The 22577-nt window shown below is 71.8% G+C and carries 13 protein-coding genes and 1 rRNA gene; 7 read left to right on the forward strand and 7 right to left on the reverse strand.

All coding sequences use genetic code 11. The annotated features are described in order from the left end of the window. Together ACZ60E_RS11345 and ACZ60E_RS11350 are read right to left on the reverse strand one after the other, a co-directional pair. Nucleotides 1-76 (reverse strand): 16S ribosomal RNA (locus tag ACZ60E_RS11345); the annotation flags it as partial. A 716-nt stretch (nucleotides 77-792) separates the two neighbouring features. Further along, nucleotides 793-1341, reverse strand: coding sequence for a MarR family winged helix-turn-helix transcriptional regulator (locus ACZ60E_RS11350; RefSeq protein ID WP_107020596.1), 549 nt, complete (start codon nucleotides 1339-1341; stop codon nucleotides 793-795). A 147-nt stretch (nucleotides 1342-1488) separates the two neighbouring features. Between ACZ60E_RS11350 and ACZ60E_RS11355 the strand changes: the two genes are divergently transcribed. Continuing rightward, nucleotides 1489-2760, forward strand: a complete 1272-nt coding sequence (locus ACZ60E_RS11355) for an MFS transporter (RefSeq protein ID WP_469440433.1) — start codon at nucleotides 1489-1491, stop codon at nucleotides 2758-2760. A 31-nt stretch (nucleotides 2761-2791) separates the two neighbouring features. Here ACZ60E_RS11355 and ACZ60E_RS11360 read toward each other — a convergent pair whose 3' ends face one another. Together ACZ60E_RS11360 and ACZ60E_RS11365 are read right to left on the reverse strand one after the other, a co-directional pair. Beyond that, complete coding sequence (locus ACZ60E_RS11360) at nucleotides 2792-4450, reverse strand: ATP-binding SpoIIE family protein phosphatase (RefSeq protein WP_384806487.1); 1659 nt, start codon at nucleotides 4448-4450, stop codon at nucleotides 2792-2794. 127 nt (nucleotides 4451-4577) lie between these two features. Then, nucleotides 4578-5945 (reverse strand): NAD(P)/FAD-dependent oxidoreductase, encoded by a 1368-nt coding sequence (locus ACZ60E_RS11365; protein WP_469439681.1) that lies wholly within the window; start codon nucleotides 5943-5945, stop codon nucleotides 4578-4580. A gap of 379 nt (nucleotides 5946-6324) precedes the next feature. Between ACZ60E_RS11365 and ACZ60E_RS11370 the strand changes: the two genes are divergently transcribed. Beyond that, on the forward strand, nucleotides 6325-7131 hold the full coding sequence (locus tag ACZ60E_RS11370) for a TetR/AcrR family transcriptional regulator (RefSeq protein WP_453791151.1): 807 nt from the start codon (nucleotides 6325-6327) through the stop codon (nucleotides 7129-7131). Between the two features lie 384 nt (nucleotides 7132-7515). Then, nucleotides 7516-9378 (forward strand): sigma-70 family RNA polymerase sigma factor, encoded by a 1863-nt coding sequence (locus ACZ60E_RS11375; RefSeq protein WP_469439683.1) that lies wholly within the window; start codon nucleotides 7516-7518, stop codon nucleotides 9376-9378. Here the strand turns inward: ACZ60E_RS11375 and ACZ60E_RS11380 are convergent. Next, a complete protein-coding gene (locus ACZ60E_RS11380) occupies nucleotides 9358-12852 on the reverse strand; it encodes a BTAD domain-containing putative transcriptional regulator (protein WP_469439686.1) in 3495 nt (1164 codons plus the stop codon). The genes ACZ60E_RS11375 and ACZ60E_RS11380 overlap by 21 nt on opposite strands. 255 nt (nucleotides 12853-13107) lie before the next feature. Further along, nucleotides 13108-15201, reverse strand: coding sequence for an asparagine synthase-related protein (locus ACZ60E_RS11385; protein WP_469439687.1), 2094 nt, complete (start codon nucleotides 15199-15201; stop codon nucleotides 13108-13110). A gap of 774 nt (nucleotides 15202-15975) precedes the next feature. Between ACZ60E_RS11385 and ACZ60E_RS11390 the strand changes: the two genes are divergently transcribed. The 4 genes from ACZ60E_RS11390 to ACZ60E_RS11405 all read left to right on the forward strand — a co-directional run bounded on the left by ACZ60E_RS11390 (nucleotide 15976) and on the right by ACZ60E_RS11405 (nucleotide 21375). Further along, the gene (locus tag ACZ60E_RS11390) at nucleotides 15976-17400 is read left to right on the forward strand and encodes an MFS transporter (RefSeq protein WP_107020588.1); all 1425 of its coding nucleotides are present in this window, start codon (nucleotides 15976-15978) and stop codon (nucleotides 17398-17400) included. A gap of 366 nt (nucleotides 17401-17766) precedes the next feature. Next, a complete protein-coding gene (gene lhgO, locus ACZ60E_RS11395) occupies nucleotides 17767-18978 on the forward strand; it encodes an L-2-hydroxyglutarate oxidase (RefSeq protein ID WP_469440434.1) in 1212 nt (403 codons plus the stop codon). A 212-nt stretch (nucleotides 18979-19190) separates the two neighbouring features. Next, a complete protein-coding gene (trmB, locus tag ACZ60E_RS11400; protein ID WP_469439688.1) occupies nucleotides 19191-20006 on the forward strand; it encodes a tRNA (guanosine(46)-N7)-methyltransferase TrmB in 816 nt (271 codons plus the stop codon). A gap of 70 nt (nucleotides 20007-20076) precedes the next feature. Further along, nucleotides 20077-21375: a PrsW family intramembrane metalloprotease gene (locus ACZ60E_RS11405; protein ID WP_469439689.1), complete on the forward strand. Its 1299-nt coding sequence runs from the start codon at nucleotides 20077-20079 to the stop codon at nucleotides 21373-21375. Nucleotides 21376-21552: 177 nt separating this feature from the next. On the opposite strand, the gene ACZ60E_RS11410 is transcribed toward ACZ60E_RS11405, so the two are convergent. Beyond that, on the reverse strand, nucleotides 21553-22497 hold the full coding sequence (locus tag ACZ60E_RS11410) for an aldo/keto reductase (protein WP_384806505.1): 945 nt from the start codon (nucleotides 22495-22497) through the stop codon (nucleotides 21553-21555). Between the last annotated feature and the right edge of the window lie 80 nt (nucleotides 22498-22577).

A 22577-nucleotide genomic window follows, 5' to 3' on the forward strand; every position in this document is an offset into this window, starting at 1 on the left:
TGGTTCATCGTTCGACTTGCATGTGTTAAGCACGCCGCCAGCGTTCGTCCTGAGCCAGGATCAAACTCTCCGTGAATGTTTACCGGTAATCCGGTCCACATCATGAGAGCGGAACCACCGGAGGAATAATCCGAATGGTTCACAGCGTCCTCGCTGATGCGCCTACCAGGTGTAACCCCGGCAGGACTTTTTCAAAGGAACCTCCACCCACCACCATGCGGTGATGGACGGGGTATCAACATATCTGGCGTTGATTTTTGGCACGCTGTTGAGTTCTCAAGGAACGGACGCTTCCTTTGTACTCACCCTCTCGGGCTTTCCTCCGGGCGCTTCCCTTCGGTCCTGCTGTTTCGCTTGTCTCGCTGTCTTGCGTTTCCGACTCTATCAGACCGTTTCCGGTTCCGATTTCCTCGGTGCTTTCCAGGTTTTCGCTTTCGCGTTTCCCTTTCCGGCGATGTTGACTCTATCAGATCCTTTCGGGCCTGACTCCCAGTCAACCGGGTTTGTCTTTGCGGCTGTTGGGCCGTTCCGACGTCCAAAACTTTAGCGGATCCTGCTGGCAGTTCCTAATCGGAGCCGCCGGCCCCAAATCGAAATCAATTCGGGCACGCCGAATTGAATCCCGTTGGGAGATCGAGCTGGTGGTTTGGTGTGCCGCATCTGCGGCGGAGGTGCTGTCGCAGAACCGTTACGGCTCCGTGGCAACTCGAAGAACCCTACGGATCCACGAGGTGAGTGTCAAGTCTCCCCCGGGCGACCGTCTGGCAAACCCCAACTCGCCCTGTGCGGGCCTCAGTCGAGGTCGGTGAGCCGGCCGCCGGCGTCCGGCTGCGCGTCCTCGACGCGTCGCAGCAGCCTGGTCAGCACGTCCTCCAGGGCTCCGCGCTCCGCCTGCGAGAGGTCCTGGAGCAGGTCCTCCTCGAAGACGGTGGCGAGACGCATGGCCTCAAGCCACTTGTCCCGGCCCTCGTTCGTCAGCTCCACGATCACGCGGACCCGGTTGGACTCGTCGCGCTCCCTGGTGACCAGTCCCTCCCCCACCATCCGGTCGATCCGGTGGGTCATGGCCGCCGGGGTGAGCCCGAGCCGCTTCGCCAGGTCGCTGGGACCCAGGCAGTACGGCGCTCCCGACAGCACGAGCGCCTTGAGGACCTCCCACTCGGCGTTGCTGATGCCGAGAGCGGCGGTCTGGCGTCCGTACGCGACGTTCATACGGCGGTTGAGGCGGCCGAGGGCCGAGACGATCTTCTCGACCTGGGGGTCGAGGTCCCGGAACTCGCGCTGGTAGGCGGCGATCTGCTCGTCCAGCGTCGGCTCGTTCGCGGCGGGGGTGTCACCCATGGCCGCAGTATGGCACGCGCCCGCTTGGCGTTGAAGTCCTTCGAGATGTATTGTTTAGGTCCTAACTTTAGCTTCGAAGTCTTCACTTCTAACTCCTGAGGCAGGCGTAAGACTTCTTGATCAAGGCAGGTGAAAGTGACCAGGGCGATGGGCGCGGAGATGCGCCGGATCCATGTGGGCAACGCACTCAGCGCGTTCGGCCTCGGTTTTACCGTCCCGTATCTGTACGTCTATGTGGCGCAGGTGCGGGATCTCGGTGCCATGACGGCGGGTCTCGTGCTCGCCGTCTTCGCTGTGGCCGCGCTCGTGGTGCTGCCGTTCGCCGGGCGGGCCATCGTCCGGCGGGGGCCGATGCCCGTGCTGCTCCTCGCCCTGGTCACCGCCGCCGTCGGCTCGCTGAGTCTGGGACTGGCGAGCACTTCCACGACCGTGCTGATGTCGGCTGCCGCACTCGGTGCCGGGCAGGCCGTGATGCAGCCGGCGCTGGCGACGATGATCGTCGACTTCTCGACCGCCGAGACCCGCTCGCGCGCCTTCGCCACCCAGTTCTTCCTGCAGAACCTCGGCCTCGGCGTCGGCGGGCTCATCGGCGGTCACCTCGTCGACGCCTCGCGGGCGAGCTCGTTCACGCTGCTCTTCGCGATCGAGGCGGCGATGTTCCTGCTGCTCGTGGTGGTCATGGCGACCGTACGGATGCCGCGGGCGCCCAAGGTCGGGGATGCGCCGGGGCAGGTCAGGGGCAGCTGGAAGCAGCTGCTCGGCAACCGGGCCATGGTGCAGCTGTGCGTGGTGGGCTTCGTGCTGTTCTTCGCCTGTTACGGGCAGTTCGAGTCGGGCTTGAGCGCGTACGGCGTCGAGGCGGCCGGTATCTCCACCTCCGCGCTCGGGACGGCGCTCGCCGCGAACACGGCGATGATCGTCGTCGCGCAGTTCGCCGTGCTGAAGTTCGTCGAGCGGCGCAAGCGGTCCCGGGTGATCGCCGCGGTGGGGCTGATCTGGGCCCTCGCCTGGGTCATCGCCGGGTACGCGGGGCTCGGGCACGGCAGCCAGACCATGGCCACGGCCGCGTTCGTGTCGACGTACGCGCTGTTCGGGCTCGGGGAGGCGATGCTGTCGCCGACCGTGGCTCCACTGGTCGCGGATCTCGCGCCGAGCGGGCTGGCCGGTCAGTACAATTCGGCCTTCGCCCTGGTGAAGCAGCTGGCCCTCGCGGTCGGTCCGGCGGTGGGCGGCCCGATGGGTGCCTCGCTGCACGCTCCGTACATCGTGACGTTCCTGCTGTTCTCGCTGGGGATCACGTTTCTGGCGGTGCGGCTGGGGCGGCAGCTCACTCCTGTGCAGAACCAGCCCTCGCTCGCGAAGAGCCGGGTCGTGGTGCGCGGCGGGGCTTCCACGGAGTCGGTGCAGACCGCGGCCTGACGGGACCGACGGGGTTCGCGGGGCTGCCGGGTCAGGTGGTGCGGGGGAGTGCGAACTCGCACCACACCGCCTTGCCGCCCCCCGGGGCACGGCGTGAGCCCCAGTTCGAGGCGATCGTGGCGATGATCGCGATGCCGCGGCCCGACTCGTCGGCCGGTTCGGCGCGGCGGCGGCGCGGCAGGTGGTCGTCGCCGTCGGTGACCTCCACGATCAGCCGGCGGTCGGTGCGGCGGAGTCTCAGTCGCATCGGCGGGGTGCCGTGCTGAAGGGAGTTCGCGACGAGTTCGCTGGCGGCGAGTACCCCGAGGTCGTGCAGGTCGGGGGCGAAGCGCCAGCTGGTGAGGACGCCGGAGGCGAAGGCACGCGCGCGTGGGGCCGCTTCCGTGCCGCCGAGCAGTTCCAGGGCCGCGTTGCGGAAGAGGTCGCCGTCGGGGCCCGTACGCGCCGGGTGCTGGAGGACCAGGACGGCAACGTCGTCGTCGTGCTCGGCCGTGACGCCCATCGAGCGGACCAGGCGGTCGCAGACCACCTGGGGGGTGCCCGTGGCGCCGGCGAGTGCGCCCTCCAGCGAGGCGATTCCCTCGTCGAGGTCGGCGTCCCGGCGCTCGACCAGGCCGTCCGTGTAGAGGACGGCGGTGGAGCCGGGACCCAGCGGCACCGAGCCGGACGCGTGCATCCAGCCGCCCGTGCCGAGCGGAGGTCCGGTGGGTTCGTCGGCGCGGTGGACGGTGCCGCTCTCGTCGCGTACGAGGATCGGGAGGTGGCCGGCGGACGCGTACACCAGCCGTCCCTCGTTCGGGTCGTGGACCGCGTACACGCAGGTGGCGATCTGGTTGGCGTCGATCTCCATGGCGAGGCCGTCGAGGAGCTGGAGCACCTCGTGCGGGGGCAGGTCCAGGCGTGCGTACGCGCGGACGGCCGTGCGGAGCTGGCCCATGACGGCAGCCGCGCGGATGCCGCGGCCCATCACGTCGCCGATGACGAGGGCGGTGCGTCCGCCGCCGAGGGTGATCACGTCGTACCAGTCGCCGCCGACCGCGGCCTCCGTGCCGCCGGGGTGGTAGGTCGCGGCGACGCGCAGGTCGTCCGGCTCCTCCAGTTCCTGGGGGAGCAGGGAGCGCTGGAGGGTGACGGCGGTCTCGCGCTGTCCGCGCTCGCTGGCCCGCAGCCGCTCGGCGGCCTCGGCGTGGTCGGTGACGTCCGCCGCGAAGATCAGTACGCCGCCCCCTTCAGGGGTGGCCGAGACCTCGACGGGGGTGCACGTGAACGTGTACGAGCGTCCGCCGGGGACCTTGCGGGACTTGACCGTGCGCGGCTTGGAGCTGCGCAGGACCTGGTCCAGGAGCGGCAGGAGGCCGATCTCGGCCAGCTCGGGCAGTGCCTCGCGCGCGGGTTCGCCGGGCGGGCGGACTCCGAAGGCCGTCACGTAGGCGTCGTTCACGTACGCGAGGCGGTGCTCCGGTCCGTGGACGAGGGCGACCAGGGCCGGGATGCGGTCCAGGACCTCGCGGACCGGCAGCTCGTCCACGGCGGGGGCGAGCGCGACGGCGGTCCCCTCGGCGGTCGGCCGCTCGGCTCGTGCCGCGGGCACGGAGCTCTCCGAGGGGAGTGCCGTGGGCAGTCCGTCGGCCTGCGCCGCCGCGCGGCGCTGCGTTCCGGGGAGCCGAGCGCTCCAGCGCGTGAAGTTCACTGTGGGACAGGCCTCGTGGGATCGAAGGGCGAGCGGTCGGCCCGCCCATGGTCGTGATGGACCAGTGTGTCCGACGGGACCGACATTCGTCAGACGCCGGTCCCGCGGGCGGAGTTCCTGACTCCGGTCAGGACGACCCCTTCGGGTGGTCCTGAGGAGGCTTTCCACCGGCCGCGAGTTCGAACTCCGCGCGGGGATGTTCGAGCGAACCGAGAGAGACGATCTCCCTCTTGAAGAGGCCCGACAGGGTCCATTCGGCGAGCACTCGGGCTTTTCGGTTGAAGGTGGGCACCCGGCTCAGGTGGTAGACGCGGTGCATGAACCAGGCAGGATATCCCTTCAGCTTGCGCCCGTAGACGTGTGCGACCCCCTTGTGCAGTCCCAGGGAGGCGACCGAACCCACGTACTTGTGGGAGTACGTCTCCAGGGACTCGCCGCGCAGGGAGCGGGCGATGTTGTCGCCGAGGACCTTGGCCTGGCGGACCGCGTGCTGGGCGTTGGGAGCCGTCTCCGCGCCGGGCCCGGACCCGGTCACGTCGGGCACGGCGGCGGCGTCGCCCGCGGCCCACGCGTGCGGGGCGCCGTCCACGGTCAGCTGGGCGGTGCACCTCAGCCGGCCGCGTTCGTTCAGCGGCAGGTCGGTGGCCGCGAGGATCGGATGGGGCTTGACGCCCGCGGTCCACACGACCGTGCGGGTCGGGAAGCGGGCCCCGTCGCTGAGGACGGCGACGCGGTCGGTGCACGAGTCGAGCCGGGTCCGCAGACGTACGTCGATGTTGCGGCGGCGCAGCTGGGTGACGGTGTACTTGCCCATCTCCTCGCCGACCTCGGGGAGGATGCGGTCCGAGGCCTCGACGAGGATCCACTTCATGTCGTCGGCCTTGACGTTGTGGTAGTAGCGGGAGGCGTACCGGGCCATGTCCTCCAGCTCGCCGAGCGCCTCCACTCCGGCGTAACCGCCTCCTACGAAGACGAAGGTCAGGGCGGCGTCGCGGATCGCGGGGTCGCGGGTGGAGGAGGCGATGTCCATCTGCTCGATGACGTGGTTGCGCAGACCGATGGCCTCCTCGACGGTCTTGAAGCCGATGGCGAACTCGGCGAGACCGGGGATCGGAAGGGTGCGCGACACGGAGCCGGGGGCCAGCACGAGTTCGTCGTACGAGAGCTGGTCGGGGCCCGTGCCCTCCTCCTCGGTGGCGAGGGTCGCGACGGTCGCGGTGCGCTTGGCGTGGTCGATCGACATGGCCTCGCCGATGACGACACGGCACCGGTCCAGGACACGGCGCAGCGGTACGACGACATGGCGCGGCGAGATGGAGCCCGCGGCCGCCTCCGGCAGGAAGGGTTGATAGGTCATGTACGGGTCGGGAGTGACCACCGTGATCTCCACGTCCCCGCGTTTCAGCTCCTGTTTGAGCTTCTGCTGGAGACGCAGGGCGGTGTACATCCCGACGTAGCCGCCGCCGACAACGAGAATGCGCGCACGTTCCTTCACTCACCCATGACGCACCGGCTCCGGGCGTTTGTCCACAGGCCCGTCAATTTGTGTGACCGGCCGCCGAAGACGCGCGGAGCGGGCCGTTTCGCCGGAGCGCGGGAAAGGTTCGCAGGTCAGCAGGTGTGAGCGGGGTGGCATTAGGGGGCGCAACCGGGACGTAACCGGCCCGTACTCCGATCGGGGGGCGCTCCGTGCGGAACCTCCCCCTTCTGAATTGACTCCGCCTCAACTATGTTCGTGTGTCATCGGGGTGTAGGGGGATGCGCTCGACGGGTCCGAACGGCGGGGTCCTACGGCGAAGGTTGTTCCGCTGACCCCGGTCTGTCGATGGCGGGGAGAGTCTCCGGGGGGAGACGTCATTACCGGGGGAACACACATGCATATTCAGGACACTCATTGGACATCCGCGTCCGCTCTTCCAACGAGCGGCGCGACCGGGGCGGCGGCGGGGAACGGACGCGCGGGGGACGTATCGCGCACCACGCCGCTGCGGGTGGACGCACAGCGCAATCTGGAGCACGTACTGCGCGCGGCGCGCGAGGTCTTCGGGGAGTTGGGGTACGGCGCTCCCATGGAGGACGTGGCACGGCGCGCGCGGGTCGGTGTCGGCACGGTGTACCGGCGCTTTCCGAGCAAGGACGTCCTGGTCCGGCGTATCGCCGAGGAGGAGACCTCCCGGCTGACCGATCAGGCCCGTTCCGCGCTCGGGCAGGAGGACGAACCGTGGTCGGCGCTCTCGCGCTTCCTGCGGACGTCGGTGGCCTCGGGCGCCGGGCGGCTGCTGCCGCCGCAGGTGCTGCGGGTGGGGGTCGGCGAGGACGGTTCGGTCCTCGACGGTTCCGCGGTGCTCGACGGGGCCGCGGTGCGTGACGGGGCGCGGGTGCCGCAGCAGCGGTCCCAGCCCGGCGGGCCCGATCTGCGGCTCGTGGAGCAGCGGCCGGCTTCCTTCGGGGAGCAGCCGGACGAGGACGACGCGGGGGCCTCTCAGCTGCTTGAGGTCGTGGGGCGGCTCGTGGACCGGGCGCGTGGGGCGGGTGAGCTGCGGGCGGATGTGACGGTGTCCGACGTGCTGCTCGTGATAGCCACGGCGGCGCCGTCTTTGCCTGATGCTGCGCAGCAGGCTGCGGCGTCTGCGCGGCTGTTGGACATCCTGCTCGAAGGGTTGCGGTCTCGTCCCGCGTAGCGCTTTGCGCGGTTGCCTCCGGCGGGGGTGACTTCGTCGGGTGCGGGTTGCCTCCGGCGGGGGTGGTCTTGTCGGGTGCGGGTTGCCTCCGGCGGGGGTGGGGGGGGTCTTGTCGGGTGCGGGAGCGTGGGGGTTGCTCGCGCCGTTCCCCGCGCCCCGGACAGGGTGCGGGTTGCTTCGTCGGGTGCGGGTTCGTTTGGGCTGAGCGCGCCGTTCCCCGCGCCCCTGACAGGGTGGGGAACGGGGTTCTTGGAGTCGTCAAGGGGCGTTCGGGTGATCCATTCGGATGAGTGGTTGCTGCGTTCCTGTGGGTAACCGTGGTTCGTGCTTGTGGCACTCTTTTCCGGTGTTCGGGTCCGAGTGTGCAGGCGGGGGCTTTCCGCGATGAGCGTTGACGAGCAGGACGAGCCACTCGACAGCGCCGTACCGGAAGCCGTTGTTCCGCCGCAGCGCGAGGGGCGTGGGCAGGGTGACGGCGGAGTGTTGCCGCCTCCTGCCGAGCTCGTCGAACTGCCGCCCGCCGACGCCGAGTTGATCGGGTGGATGCGGTCGGGCGACGACACGGCCTACGAGGAGCTGTACCGGCGGCACGCGGACGCCGTCCGCCGGTACGCGCGCACCTGCTGCCGCGACGCCCACACCGCGGACGACCTCACCGCCGAGGTCTTCGCCCGCATGCTCCAGGCCGTCCGCGGCGGACACGGCCCCGAGCACTCCGTACGCGCCTATCTGCTGACGACCGTGCGACGCGTCGCCGCGGGCTGGACCAGGTCGGCGCGGCGGGAGCACCTGGTCGACGACTTCGCCGTGTTCGCGGCGCAGGCCGCGCGCGGCTCCGAGCTGTCGGACGACACCGCCGCCGAGGAGCCGGGCGCGGACGTACGGGCCATGCACGAGGCCGAGCAGTCCATGGCCATGCAGGCGTTCCGGTCGCTGCCGGAGCGCTGGCAGGCCGTGCTGTGGCACACCGAGGTCGAGGACGAGTCGCCCAGCGAGGTCGCCACGCTCTTCGGGCTGGACGCCAACGGCACGCGCGTACTGGCCAGTCGGGCCCGTGAAGGCCTCAAGCAGGCCTATCTGCAGGCCCATGTGAGCGCCACGCTCACCACGGACGAGGAGTGCGCGCGCTACGCCGACCGGCTCGGCGCGTACGCGCGCGGCGGGTTGCGTACGCGCGCCGAGCGCGGGCTGCGCAAACACCTGGAGGAGTGCGCCAGGTGCCGGCTCGCCGCCGGTCAGATCAAGGACGTCGCGAACGGGATTCCGGCGGTCGTGCCGGTCGCGGTCATCGGCTGGTTCGGCGCCGCCGGGTACGCGAAGGCTGCCGCTTTCATCGCCGGTGGGACCGGCGCGGGCGCGGCCGGGGCCGCGGGAGCCGCGTCCGCGGCCGGTGGCGGTTCGGGTGGCGCGGGGGCCGGCGGGGCCGCGGCGGAAGGGCTCGGCACGCCCGCGAAGGCCGGGATCATCGCGGGGGTCGTCGCGGCGGCCGTCGCCACGGTGGTGTTCGCGCTCGCGGGCGACGACGTGGCGGTGAAGAAGGACGAGGCCGGGCCGCGCCCGCCCGACCCGGTCGTCGAGCCGAGCGTGCCGTCACCCGCGCCGTCGCCCTCCCGGTCCCCGAAACCGCCGAAGGCCGAACCCGAGCCCGTGGTCGCCGCGGCGGCGCCGAAACCGAGGCCGAAGCCGACCTCGACACCGACCCGTACGCCCGCGCCCGAACCCACCCCGAAGCCGAAACCGAAGCCGACGCCCACTCCGACACCCACACCGGAGCCCACCCCGCCCCCCGCTCCCCCGCCGCCGCCACAGGCCCCCGAGGACTTCCGGTGGAACCAGCTGGAGTACGGCATCACCGGGGACGGCACCGAGCCCGAGATGCGGCTCGCCGAGAGCAGCTGGGTCTGGCAGCGGTACGGCATGTCCGTCGCCGGCAAGCGGTACACGAACGGTGTCACCGTGCACGGCGCCTCCTCGGTCACCATCGATCTCAACCGCGTGTGTTCCTCGTACGACGCGATGGTCGGTGTGGACGACCTGACGATGGGCCTCGGTCAGGTGCGGTTCTCCGTGTTCGCGGACGGCGTGCGGAGGTGGCAGTCGGGGCTGGTCCGGGGAGGACAGGCCGCGGTGCCCGTGCATGTCGATCTGACGGGCAGGAAAACGATCCGCCTGGTCGTCGAACCGCACTCCGGCTTCGGCACGGCGGCCCTGGCGGACTGGGCCGACTCACGCTTCCGTTGCCGGTGACACCCCGGTCAGTTCCTTCAGGACACCGTCCCGGGTGAGGGCCGCACCGGCGGCGCGCTCGGTGTCGTAGGCCCGCCGGCCGAGTTCGGTCAGCGCTGTGGCCTCCACGCGTTCGAGTTCCACCCGCTGGGGCTGCGGGCGCGGGTGGCCCGCCCGCCAGCGGGAGGCGGCCGTGAGGACGCGGACCACGCGCGCGTGCTCGCCGATGCCGGACAGCACTCCCGCCGCCTGCTCGGCCAGGGTGGCGAGGACCACCTCCGCGCATCTCCTCTCCATGGCTTCCCGCAGGGCGTCGGCCAGCCGGCGCAGGCCCTGGCCGGGACCCGACTCGACCGCGGTGAGAAGGCCGTCGATGCCGTTCAGCGCGGCCAGGAACTGGGGCGGCGGAGTACCCCGGGTGGTCTCCTGGCGGGCCGCCTCGCAGAGCTCGCGCGCCCGGCCGAACTCCCGGTCGTCGACGGCCATCTGGGCCCGTACGAGGAGGACGAACGCCCGTGAGTCCGGCACCGCGTACCGGTCGGCCGCGGCCGTCGCCTCGTCCAGGGCGCCGAGCGCCGCCGCGCGGTCGCCCTCGCGGTAGGCGATCTCACCGAGCCGGGCGATGAGGAACGGCTTCTCCGCGTACGCCCCCACCTCGTGGGCGAGCCGCAACGCCTCCCGGAACTCGCCCTTCGCCTCGTCGAACCGGCTGCGCGCCATGGCCGCCTCGCCGCCCGCGCCGCACACCTGGGCCCGCATCCAGCGGTCGCCCACGCGCAGGGAGACGGTCCGCAGCTCCTTGATGTACTCGTCGACGTACTCCATGCCGCCGGGCATGTCGACGGCCACGTGCACGGAGAACAGCAGGGCGATGCCGATCTCCCATTCGCCGCCGTGCGCGCGGCAGTTGGCGAGGGAGGCCGCCATCGTCCCGCGCACGCCGTCGGTGTTGCCGATCAGGAACCCGATCAGCGGCCAGAGGATGCCGGGGAAGGTCGCCGCGTCCGGGCCGCCGCGCGCCAGCGTGCCGCGCAGTCGTGCGACGTACTCCACGGTCCGCTCCTGTGTCAGCGGCACCTTTCCGAGCTCCGAGGCCAGGAAGATCTGCAGCACCCGCAGCTTGATACGGACCCTGTGCAGGGGGTGTCCGCTCTCGCCCTCGGGGTCGGCGAGAAAGGCGCCGACGGGGTCGATGTCGACGCCGAGACCGGTTCTCAAGGGGTCCGTCGTGTCGAGACAGATCGCCAGGGGGTCGATCGCGTCCAGCCGCACCGCGGCGAGGCCGGCGGTCTGGAGGCGGGGAGGATCCGTCCGGAGCGGATCTCTTCCGAGCGGATCTCTTCCGAGCCGATACCGTCCGAGTGGATCGCTTCCGAGCGGATCCCTTCCAAGCGGGTCCGTGCGCACCAGGTCCGTGTCCGCCGCCGCGTCGAGCGCCGCTCCGAGGAGCAGGACCCGGTTGGTCCAGGTCGCGCCCTCCCGGCGGAAGTTGCGCAGCCACCAGAACCAGCCCATGGAGAGGACCAGCGCCGCCGCCTCCGGTTCGTCCGCGGCGAGAACGCTGCGGTGCAGGGCCGCGCGGATGTTGTCGAGGTCGCTCTCCAGGCGGTCGATCCAGCGGAGCTGGTCGGCGGACCGCAGGAGGGGGTCCGCCTGTTCGACCAGGGCGCGGGCCCACGCGCGATGCCTGCGCTCGGCGGCGGCACGCAGTGCGGGGGTTTCGGCGACGCGCTCCACCGCGTACTCGTGGATCGTCTCCAGCATGCGGTAGCGCATGGCGCCGCTGTCCCGCCGGCCGGGCGTCGCGACGATCAGGGACTTGTCGACGAGCGCTCCGACCAGCTCGGCCACGGGCCCGCTGCACACGGCCTCCGCGGCCTCCAGGTCCCAGCCGCCCGCGAAGACGGACACCTCGCGCAGGACGGTCCGCTCGGGCTCGTCGAGCAGGTCCCAGGACCAGTCGACGACCGCGCGCAGGGTCTGCTGGCGCGGCAGGACCGTACGGCTGCCCGAGGTGAGGAGCCGGAAGCGGTCGTCGAGGCGGTCGGCGATCTGGCGCGGGGCGAGCATCCGCAGCCGGGCGGCGGCCAGTTCGATGGCCAGCGGGAGTCCGTCGAGGCGGCGGCAGATCTCGTCGACGGCGTCGTCGTCGGTGACGTCGCCCTCGGGGTTGGCCGCCGCCGCACGCTCCCTGAAGAGGCGGTGTGCCGGTTCGGGCAGGAGGGGTTCGACCGGGCGCACGGACTCGCCGGGCACGCCCAGGGGTTCACGGCTGGTGGCGAGGATCGTGAGCCCCGGGCAGTGGGTCAGGAGCGTCTCGGCCAGTTCGGCCGCCGCGTCGACGACGTGCTCGCAGTTGTCAAGGATCAGGAGTTGGCTGCGCGGGGCGCAGTACTCGACGAGCAGGGCGACCGGGTCGTCCTGCTGGCCCGCCATCTCGTGGGTCATCAGCGCGGTCTCCCGCAGGCCGAGGGCGCTGACGACCGCACCCGGCACCGCTTCCGGCCGGTCGAGCGGGGCGAGCTCGGCCAGCCATGCCTGCGGATGCCCGGCGGCGGCCTCCTCGGCGAGACGGGTCTTTCCGGAGCCGCCCGGTCCGGTGAGGGTGACGAGACGGGCCCTGCGCAATTCAGAACGAATCGCGTCGAGTTCGGGTTCCCGGCCCACGAAGGAGTTGAGGCGGGGACGGATGTTGCCGGTCGGTTCGCGGTGTTCGAGGGCGGGAGCGGGGGCGGGGGCGGGGGCCGTGTGCGGGGTCAGCAGTTGTGCGTGCAGGGCGCGCAGTTCCGGGCTCGGGTCCGTGCCCAGGCCGTCGGCGAGGGCACGGCGGGCCCGTTCGTACGCCGCCAGCGCGTCCGCCGGACGGCCCGTGTCCCGCAGGGCCCGTACGAGGAGGGCGTGCAGCGATTCGTCGTACGGGTGGGTCTCGGTGAGGGTCCGCAGCTCCGGTACGACGTCGTGGGCGCGGCCGTTGCGCAGATCCGCCTCCACGCGCGCGCGTGTCGCCTCCTGGCGGAGGGATTCCGGGCGGGTCGCCGCCGCGGCGCGGTCGGGGAGGTCCGCCAGGGCCGGGCCGCGCCACAGGTCCAGGGCCTCGCGGAGGATGCGGGCGGCGGTTTCCGGGTTCGCGTCCGGGTCCGCGTTCGCGTTCGCGTTCGCGTCCAGGAGGGTTCTGCCCTCGGTGACCAGGCGCTCGAAGACGAACAGGTCCACGTCCTCGGGGGTGGCGGCGAGGCGGTAGCCGCCCGGCTCCGAGGTGACGGCGTCCTTGCCCAGGGCTTTGCGCAGGCGGCCCACGAGGGCCTGGAGGGCGGCGGGGGCGTCGGTCGGGGGGTTGTCCGGCCAGACCTCGTCGATGAGGGTTTCCGTCGGGGCCGGGTGGGGGGTTCTCAGGGCCAGGGCCGTGAGGAGGGCGCGTAGGCGGGGGCCTGTCAGGGGGAGGGGGGTGCCCTGGTCGTCCGTGGCCTGGGTGACGCCCAGAATTTTGTACCGCACGGGGTCATTGTCGCGGGTTCGGCTGAAGCGGCCGGGCTTTTTCTCGCCCCCGCCGCCCCCACCCTCCCCCAGTCTCGGCTTCGCTCGACCGGGGGGACCCCCATCGTCCACGCATGGGGCTGCGCCCCTCGCCCCCCTGATCGCGCTCCGCGCTCGTCCTCAAACGCCGGACGGGCTGAGATACCCAGGGGCGCGGGGAACTGCGCAATCCTATGGGCCCGCCCCCACCGGACCCGCAGACGAACCCTTCACCCCTTACCCCCTGCCCGCCCCCGCCCCCAACGCCCCCCGCTGCGGCCGAATCCCCTCCGGGACGGCTCGCTGGCGGGCCGGGGTGCCTGTCCAGCATGTGCCCCGGCGGTCCAGCAGGCGGCGGAGCCACAGTTCCAGGGAGACCAGGTCCGCCAGGCCTTCCAGGGGCAGGGGTTCGCCGTCGGCCGCCGCCCGGAGTGCCTTGCGGACGACGCGGGCCTCGACCAGGCCCGCCTGAGCGAGGAGAGGCGTGTCGAAGAGGGCCACCAGTTCGTCCACGGCCACCCGCAGCCCGGTGCGCGCGGCGGCGTTCGACGACGCGTGGGAGGGCGCGCCCCAGCCCGGCGGCAGGTCGGCCACCCCGGCGCCCTCCAGGACCGTACGGAGGATCGCGGCCCGTGCGCCCGGCTGCACGCGCAGTGCTTCGGGCAGGGCGCGGCAGGCGCGTACGACCTGGTTGTCGAGGAAGGGGGCGTGCAGGCGCTGGAAGCGGACCTCGGCGGCCTGCTCCAGGATGCGGAGGTCCGCGGCGTGCCGGGTGAGCGCGGAGCGGGCCCGGAAGTCGCCCGGCCGCTGACCGGGACCGATGCCCGCGCGGGTCGTCGAACCCGTCAGGCGAACCGATACTTCAGCGAGGGCCTCACCGGTCAGCCAGCGCGCGGCGGGGCCCGGCCTGGCCCAGGTGAGCGCGGCGAGGGACGCCCCCACCGCACCCGCCGGCTCCTCGAACCGCCTGTGCAGCAGCCGGTCGGCCAGACCCTCTATGCCCACCAGGTAGGACGTTCGGGAGAGTTTGCGGGCCGCGCCGTACACGCGCGCGGGGACCATGACGGAACCGTCCGCCTTCGTCAGTGCCGCGACCGGACGCACCAGGTGGCGTCGTTTGCGGTCCATGAGCAGGTCGGCGAGGCGGGCCGGGTGGGCGTCCAGGACCTGTCTGGCGCCGTACCCGGTGAAGTGGTCCGCGCTGCCGGAGGCCAGGCGGGCGCGATGGCGGGCGGCCGTCACCAGGGACGGGCCCGGTTCGTCGGTGAGCGGGCCCTCCAACTCGGCGTAGGGGAGGACTTCTTCGCCGCCTGCCACCACCACGTGGTGCAGGCGCGGGTTGGCGGCGAGTGTGCCGGCCCGTTCCAGTTCGGCCTCGCGGCCTTTCACGACCATGTCGTTGAAGGTGACCGCGAGGAGGCGTTCTCCGGCGCCCGTGCCGTGCCCGAGGACGGTTCCGGGGGCGCCGGGAAGGCCGGCGGCGAGGAGGGCGAGCGTGCCGGAGGCGGGTCCTCCGGAGAGGTCGGCCCCGATGCCCGGCACCGGCATGCCGCGGGCCGCGCGCCGCTCGGCGGGCCCCATGCCGGGTACCGGTCCGGGGTCTATGTCAGCTCCCGGTACGTGTCTGGGGGCGGCGAGCCGGGCGCGTACGGCCTCCACGAGGGCGTCCCGGACACCGTCGACCGCGCTGTCGGCGTCGGCGGTGGGGGCCGCGACGGCGAGGGAGGCCACCGGCTCGTACCCGGCGATCTCCCGCGCCCCGGCGCGCAGGATCAGCGCATGCCCCGGCGGAATGCGCCGCACGCCCTCGTAGGGGGTCGAGTCCTGGAGGGCGGCCGGTACGTCGGGAGCTGCGAGCAGGGCCGCCAGATGCCCGAAGTCGAGGTTGGCCTCGATGAGGTCGGCGAGGGGCAGGGCGGCCGTCGCGTACGCCGTACCGCTGGCCCACGGTGTGTAGAACACCGGTCTGACGCCTGCCAGATCGCCGCAGACCATGACCCGTCGGCCCACCTGGACGACGGCCGTGTAACTGCCCGACCAGGCCGTCAGATGCCGAAGTGCCCCGCCGCGCGCGGCGAACAGGCCCACGCGCAGTTCCTCGTCGGAGGCGCCGCACGTACCGAGCACCGCCATGCGGTTCTGGTCATCGGCCTGGACGACCCGCACCTCGTCGGGGCGCCAGTCGCCGACCGCCCAGAGCGGATCGGGGTCGCCCCACAGGAGTTGGGACCCGACCGGATGCACCGTCTCGCCGTCGCCGCCGGTCGCGCCCGCCGACCCGAACCCAGGCGCACGAGCGGCGGTGCTGCTCCATCCCACCAACCATCGCATCGCCGCCTCCACAGGCTGTGGACAACCAGTGCACCGCACGAGCCGGTCACCATGCTGCCACGAAGAAAGCGCGCCGGAGAGCCGACCGGGCCGCTCGCGCTCCCCGGAGTGCGCCCCTGGGAGATGCCCCCTCGGCGGTGAACTCACGCGCGAGGAAAGGCGATCGCGAAGAATTGACTCACGCTCTACGACGTGAATGCGCCCCCGAAACACTCCCCAAAAACATCCAACGCGCCCTCAAGTACCGTGGTAGACGCGGTTTTTGGCTCCGGAGGACAGGGGCGATATTCAGCCAAATCGGGGATGGACAGACAGGCTTGCACACGCTCCGTACAGGCTGTGCGCAACGCACAGTCCGGGAGGCGGACTCCGCCTCCCGGACCGATCCGCCGCCCGCGGGGATGTAGGCGGCGGTGTCCCCCAGCCCACTGGATCCAGTACAGCGGGCCGACCCACGCATCATCCATCGAAGCGCTCCCCCATTGGCCGGAGAAGAGCGCACGGACGGGCGCACTGCCACACAGCGGGAGCACGACACGACGCTCCGTGCTGACCCGCGGACCACAATCCCGCCATCCGGAACAATGCCCCTTAACGCTTGGGATGCGGCGAACTACCCTGTGTTTGCCTGTGTTTTCGCGGGAGGCATATTCCTGAGGGCTCAGCCACGTGCTTGTGCGGGTGGGGTTCCAGGGGTTGACGGCCCGGGAAGACACAGCACGAATGCCGCGTGGCTGAACCCGCGCGGCAGCCGTCTGTGTCGAGGGGTGGCGCATGTCCAGGGAGCAACGCGGGCCGAACGAAAAACTCGGCACCGTTCTCGCCCTCGCGGGAATCAGCAACGCAGGACTCGCGCGTCGCGTCAACGATCTTGGCGCTCAACGCGGGTTGACTCTTCGCTACGACAAGACGTCGGTGGCGCGCTGGGTGTCGAAAGGCATGGTGCCGCAAGGTGCCGCGCCGCACCTCATCGCCGCTGCCATCGGCCAGAAACTCGGCCGCCCGGTGCCGCTCCACGAGATCGGCCTGGCGGACGCGGATCCCGCACCGGAGGTGGGCCTCGCCTTCCCCCGCGACGTAGGACAGGCCGTGCGGTCGGCGACGGATCTGTACCGTCTCGACCTCGCCGGACGCCGGGCGGGCTCCGGCGGCATCTGGCAGTCGCTCGCCGGATCGTTCGCGGTGAGCGCGTACGCCACTCCCGCCTCACGGTGGCTGATAACCCCGGCCGACACCTCGGTGGCACGGGACGCCGGCCCGCTGGAGGGCTCCGCCGCGCCACTGAAAGTCGGCCACAGCGACGTGCTGAAGCTGCGCGAGGCAGCCGAGGACGCCAGGCGCTGGGACTCCAAATACGGAGGCGGCGACTGGCGTTCGTCCATGGTCCCCGAGTGCTTACGGGTCGAGGCGGCACCGCTGCTCCTGGGCTCGTACTCGGACGAGGTCGGCCGTTCCCTCTTCGGAGCGAGCGCCGAACTCACCCGGCTCGCGGGCTGGATGGCCTTCGACACGGGCCAGCAGGAGGCGGCACAGCGCTACTACATCCAGGCCCTGCGCCTGGCCCGCGCGGCGGCGGACGTCCCCCTGGGGGGATACGTACTGGCCTCCATGTCCCTCCAGGCGACCTACCGCGGCTTCGGCGACGAGGGCGTGGACCTCGCGCAGGCCGCCCTCGAACGCAACCGGGGGCTGGCCACGGCCCGCACGATGAGCTTCTTCCGCCTGGTCGAGGCGCGGGCCCACGCGCGCGCGGGTGACGCCCACGCGGCCGGCGGCGCCCTGAAGGCGGCCGAGGGCTGGCTGGAGCGCGCCCGGGACGGCGACCAGGATCCGTCCTGGCTCGGCTTCTACTCGTACGACCGTTTCGCGGCGGACGCGGCGGAGTGCTACCGCGATCTGAAGGCTCCGCGGCAGGTCCGCCGCTTCACGGAGCAGGCGCTGTCGAAGCCGACGGAGGAGTTCGTACGCTCGCACGGGCTGCGGCTCGTCGTGTCCGCGGTCGCCGAGCTCGAATCGGGCAATCTGGACGCGGCGTGCGAGCAGGGGGTGCGGGCGGTGGAGGTTGCCGGGCGTATTTCCTCCGCGCGCACGACGGAGTACGTGAAGGATCTTCTTCACCGTCTGGAGCCGTACGGGGATGAGCCGCGGGTCGTCGAGCTGCGGGAGCGGGCTCGGCCGTTGCTGATGGCCCCGGCCTAGTGGTCAAGGCTTGCCTGCGCGTCCACGGGGCTGAGGCGGTTGTGGGGGTGCGGGTCCGCCGTGGCTGATTGCGCAGTTCCCCGCGCCCCTGAGGGGGCGTCTGCCCGGCTGGGGGCTTCTTGCCGCTGCGGGTCCGCCGTGGCTGATCGCGCAGTTCCCCGCGCCCCTGAAGGGGCGCCCCCGCCCCAAACCGGCACCCGGCGCCCGGCATCCCGGTCGTGACCACCCCTCGGCCCTCCCCTCCCCCTCCTCCCTATCTGATCGGATCGGTGTTCGGTTCGGCTGGATTGTTGGTTTGAGGGGGATGTCAGTGGCGCAGTGCACTATCGGAGGTGGGAGTCGGAGGTGTTGGAGGTGGGTGGGCGGATGGTGCGGGAGATCGCTTACGACTGTGACGTGCTGGTGATCGGCGGCGGGATCGTCGGTCTGTCGACGGCGTACGCGATCACGCGTGCCGCCCCGGGCACGCGCGTGACAGTGCTGGAGAAGGAGGCCGGCCCCGCCCGGCACCAGACGGGACGCAACAGCGGAGTCATCCACAGCGGGATCTACTACCGCCCCGGCTCCCTGAAGGCACAGTTCGCGGCGCGTGGCGCGGCCGAGATGGTCAAGTTCTGCGCCGAGTACGACATCGCGCACGCGGTGACCGGCAAGCTGATCGTCGCCACCGAGCGCGACGAGCTCCCCCGCCTGCACGCCCTCGTCCAGAGGGGCCGGGAGAACGGCATTCCGGTGCGGGAACTGGGCGCCCCCCAGATCGAGGAGTACGAACCCGAGGTACGGGGCCTCGCCGCGATCCACGTCTCCACCACCGGGGTGTGCGACTACGGCGCCGTGGCCGGGCACCTCGCGAACGCCTCCGGCGCCCGGATCAGGTACGCCACGAAGGCCGCGTACATCGACCGCCGCCCCGACCTCGGCGTGGCCGTCCGCACGGACGACGGCACGGTCGTCCGCGCCCGCGTCCTGGTCAACTGCGCCGGCCTCCACTGCGACGAGATCGCCCGCCTCGCGGGCGACGAACCGAACATGCGGATCGTCCCCTTCCGCGGCGAGTACTACACCCTCGCCCGCCCCGACCTGGTCCGCGGCCTCGTCTACCCCGTCCCCGACCCCGCGTTCCCCTTCCTCGGGGTCCACCTCACCCGAGGCATCGACGGCAGCGTCCACGTCGGCCCGAACGCGGTTCCGGCCCTGGCCCGCGAGGGCTACGACTGGCGAACCGTCCGCCCCCGCGAACTGGGTGCGACCCTCGCCTGGCCGGGTTCCTGGCACATAGCCCGCCGCCACTGGCGCTACGGCACCGGAGAACTGCACCGCTCCCTGTCGAAGGCCGCCTTCACCCGCGCGGTCCGCCGCCTGCTCCCGGCCATCACCTCGGACGACCTGATCCCGACCCCCGCAGGCGTCCGCGCCCAGGCGGTCCTGCGCGACGGCACCCTGGTCGACGACTTCCTGATCCAGGAGGGCCCCCGTACGGTCCACGTACTCAACGCCCCCTCCCCCGCGGCCACGGCCTCCCTCCCCATCGGCCGGGAGGTGGCCCAGCGAGCCCTCAAGGCCCTGGCGGCCACCTGACCGGCGACAGCGCACTCGAGGGGCCGTGCCGGTATGTCGCAGTCCGCCGCGTAGCCCTTCCGACAAGGCCTGCCCTGTCAGCAGAATTCCGTATGCCCGGGGGCGGCGGACTCGACGTACCGGCACGGCCCCGACCCACGACGGACCGGCCCCGCACCCACCCGCCACGGACCGGCAACGGACCCGCACCCGACGCGTAAAATCGACCCACTGTGTCTGACTCATCCAGAACCCCCCGCCCCAGAAACGAACCCCGCTTCCCCGACGGCCCCCAGCCCGACCCGGCAGGCTCGCACTTCGAGCGACGGATCCGCAGCTTCCAGCCCCGCCGCAGCCGCGTCACCCAGGGCCAGGCGGACGCGCTGGAACGGCTCTGGCCCAAGTGGGGCCTGGACATCGACGGGCAGCGCACCCTCGACCTCGCCGAACTCTTCGCGGCCGACCTCCCCGTCGTCCTGGAGATCGGCTTCGGCATGGGCGAGGCGACCGCGCAGATGGCCGCCGCCGACCCCGGCACCGGCATCCTCGCCGTGGACGTCCACACCCCCGGCCAGGGCAACCTGCTCAACCTCGCGGACCGGGCCGGCCTGCCCAACATCCGCGTGGCCAACGGCGACGCGATCATCCTGCTCCGCGAGATGCTGACCCCGGACTCCCTCGCCGGCCTGCGCGTCTACTTCCCGGACCCCTGGCCCAAGAAGCGCCACCACAAGCGGCGTCTGATCCAGCCGGAGTTCCTCACGCTCGCCGCGTCCCGCCTCCGCCCCGGCGCGCTGCTGCACTGCGCGACGGACTGGGAACCGTACGCCGAAGTCATGCTGGAAGTTCTCTCCGCCCACCCGGACTTCGAGAACACCCGCCCCGGCAACGGTTACGCGCCGCGTCCCGACTTCCGCCCGCTGACCCGTTTCGAGGCCCAGGGCCTGGACAAGGGCCACGTGGTGAACGATCTCCTGTTCCGCCGCGTACCGCATGACACGGACAGCAACGACGGCACGGACAGCGGTACGGACAGCACGGGCACCTGAAGCCGCTCCCCCCACCCCCGGGACGGGGCGCTCTCGCGGGCCGAGCCCCTCCCTCGTTAGGGTTTTTGTCATGGCCACCAGTCCCCCACCCCCGACACCCCCCGGCTTCCCCGCCGGAGGCGCCCGTCGGCACGCACACTGGTGGCAGCGCACGTGGGTGCGCTACGCCGCGCTGACCACCCTGCTCGCCCTGTCGGGCCTGGTCATCCTGGCCCTCGTCCGCAAACAGACCGGCACGGAGGGCTTCCTGGTGGGCCTCGGCCTCGCCATTTTCCCCGTGCCCCTGCTCGTCGCCGCGTTCCGCTGGCTGGACCGGGTGGATCCGGGGCCCTGGAGAAATCTGCTCTTCTCCTTCGCGTGGGGCGCCTGCGCGGCCGCGCTGATAGCCATCGTCGCGAACAGTTTCGCGACGCAGTGGATAGCGACGGCCACGGCGGACCCGTCCCACGCGGACACCCTCGGCGCGACGGTGATAGCGCCGATCGTGGAGGAGTCGGCGAAGGCGGCGGCGGTCCTGCTCGTCTTCCTGTTCCGCAGACGGGACTTCACGGGGATAGTCGACGGCGTGGTGATAGCGGGCGTCACGGCGACCGGCTTCGCGTTCACCGAGAACATCCTCTATCTGGGCACGGCCTTCGGCACGGACCAGCTCACCGGCGACACGGGCCTCTTCTCCGTCACCGCCGCGACCTTCTTCGTACGCGTGATCATGTCGCCCTTCGCGCATCCGCTGTTCACCGTGCTGACGGGCATCGGCTTCGGCATCGCGGCGCTCTCCGCGGACCGCCACCAGGTGCGCCGCGTCGTCCTGCCCATCACCGGGCTGCTGCTCGCGATGGGCATGCACGCGATGTGGAACGGCTCGTCGGCGTTCGGGGAGTACGGCTTCTTCGCGGTCTACGCGGCGTTCATGGTCCCGTCCTTCGGACTGCTCACGTGGCTGGCCGTCTGGACACGCCAGCGCGAACTGGGCACGGTCCGCACGGAGCTGCCCTCGTACGCCGTCGCGGGGTGGCTGGCCGCGCCCGAGCCGTTCGTGCTCGGCTCGATGAAGGCGCGGCGGCTGGCGCGGGAGTACGCCACGCATCACGGCGGGCGGGATGCGGGGCGGGCGGTGGCGGAGTACGAGGCGTACGCGACGTCGCTGGCGTTTCTTCGCCACCGGGGCCGGCGGGGGCGGGCGGGGGCCGACTTCGCCGTGCGGGAGCGGGAGTTGCTGCACGAGCTGTGGGCTCGGCGGGAGCCGGCTCGGCCGGCGCTGGCGTATGCGGCGCGGGCGACTTCGGCGGTGCCGGTGCCTGTGCCCTGGGCTGGGCCGGGGTATGGGTATCCGCCGCCTTACCCGGCGTACAACCCGTACCGGTCCTGACCGCCTGCTTGCATGGTTGCGCAGTTCCCCGCGCCCCTTGGGGGGCAGCACCGCCGTGCTTGGGGTCGAGTGCCCGGTGCGGGCCGTCTCGGGCTGGGCGCGCAGTTCCCCGCGCCCCTGAAAGCCAAAGCAACAACGCAAGCCCGCCCCAACCCTGCCCCCCCCGCCCCGCGAGGGTCACTCCGACGCGCGTGTCAGCTTTGTGAGGTCCGTGTCCGTCAGGGTGAGGTCCGCCACCGACAGCAGGGCCGGGAGCTGGGACGGGGTGCGGGCGCTGGCCAGGGGGACGGCGACCGTGGGGCGGGAGGCCAGCCAGGCGAGGGCCACGGTGGCGAGCTCGGCGCCGCGTTCCTCGGCGACCTCGTCGAGCGCGGTCAGCACCCGCTGCCCCCGCTCCGACGCGAGATGCTTGCCCGCCGCACCGGCCCGCGGGCTGTCGACGTCCGCGCCCGCCCGGTACTTGCCGGTGAGGAAGCCCGAGGCGAGCCCGTAATAGGGGACTGCGGCCAGTCCGCCGCGCGAGGCGACCTCCTGCAGCGGACCCTCGTACGTGTCACGCGACACCAGGCTGTACTGGGCCTGCAGCGCCACGTACCGCACCAGCCCCTCGCGGTCGGAGGCGTCCAGGGACTCCTGGAGCCGCTCGGCGGAGATGTTGGACGCGGCGATCGCGCGCACCTTGCCGGAGCGCACGAGCTCGTCCAGGGCCCCGAGGAACTCCTCGACCGGCACGGAGGGGTCGTCGTAGTGGGTGTAGTAGAGGTCGATGTGGTCCGTCCGCAGCCGGCGCAGCGACGCCTCGGCCGCGGCCTTGACGTTCGCCGGGGACAGGCCCTTGTACGCGGGATGCGCGCCGGCCTTCGTGGCGATGAGGACGTCGGCGCGGTTGCCGCGCGCGGTCAGCCACTCGCCGATGACGGTCTCGGACTCGCCGCCCTCGTTGCCCGGCGCCCAGGCCGAGTACGCGTCGGCGGTGTCCACGAAGTTCCCGCCGGCGGCCGTGTACGCGTCGAGGACGGCGAAGGAGTCGGCCCGGTCGGCGGTCCAGCCGAAGACGTTGCCGCCCAGGGCGAGCGGAAAGACCTCAAGGTCGGACGAACCCAGCTTGCGAAGAGAAGTCATGCCAAAACCAACGGCCGAACCGGACGGCCGTATTCCATGCACCGCGACATCGCGACCCCACAGGGCGCGGACACCGGCTT

It is taken from the genome of Streptomyces sp. NPDC102514 (genome assembly GCF_055584525.1).

Coding starts and splice junctions, on each gene's coding strand:
- ACZ60E_RS11350 (WP_107020596.1), bottom strand. CDS start 1,341: ATGGGTGACACCCCCGCCGCGAACGAGCCGACGCTGGACGAGCAGATC.
- ACZ60E_RS11355 (WP_469440433.1), top strand. CDS start 1,489: ATGGGCGCGGAGATGCGCCGGATCCATGTGGGCAACGCACTCAGCGCG.
- ACZ60E_RS11370 (WP_453791151.1), top strand. CDS start 6,325: ATGCATATTCAGGACACTCATTGGACATCCGCGTCCGCTCTTCCAACG.
- ACZ60E_RS11375 (WP_469439683.1), top strand. CDS start 7,516: ATGAGCGTTGACGAGCAGGACGAGCCACTCGACAGCGCCGTACCGGAA.
- ACZ60E_RS11385 (WP_469439687.1), bottom strand. CDS start 15,201: ATGCGATGGTTGGTGGGATGGAGCAGCACCGCCGCTCGTGCGCCTGGG.
- ACZ60E_RS11390 (WP_107020588.1), top strand. CDS start 15,976: ATGTCCAGGGAGCAACGCGGGCCGAACGAAAAACTCGGCACCGTTCTC.
- lhgO (WP_469440434.1), top strand. CDS start 17,767: ATGGTGCGGGAGATCGCTTACGACTGTGACGTGCTGGTGATCGGCGGC.
- ACZ60E_RS11405 (WP_469439689.1), top strand. CDS start 20,077: ATGGCCACCAGTCCCCCACCCCCGACACCCCCCGGCTTCCCCGCCGGA.
- ACZ60E_RS11410 (WP_384806505.1), bottom strand. CDS start 22,497: ATGACTTCTCTTCGCAAGCTGGGTTCGTCCGACCTTGAGGTCTTTCCG.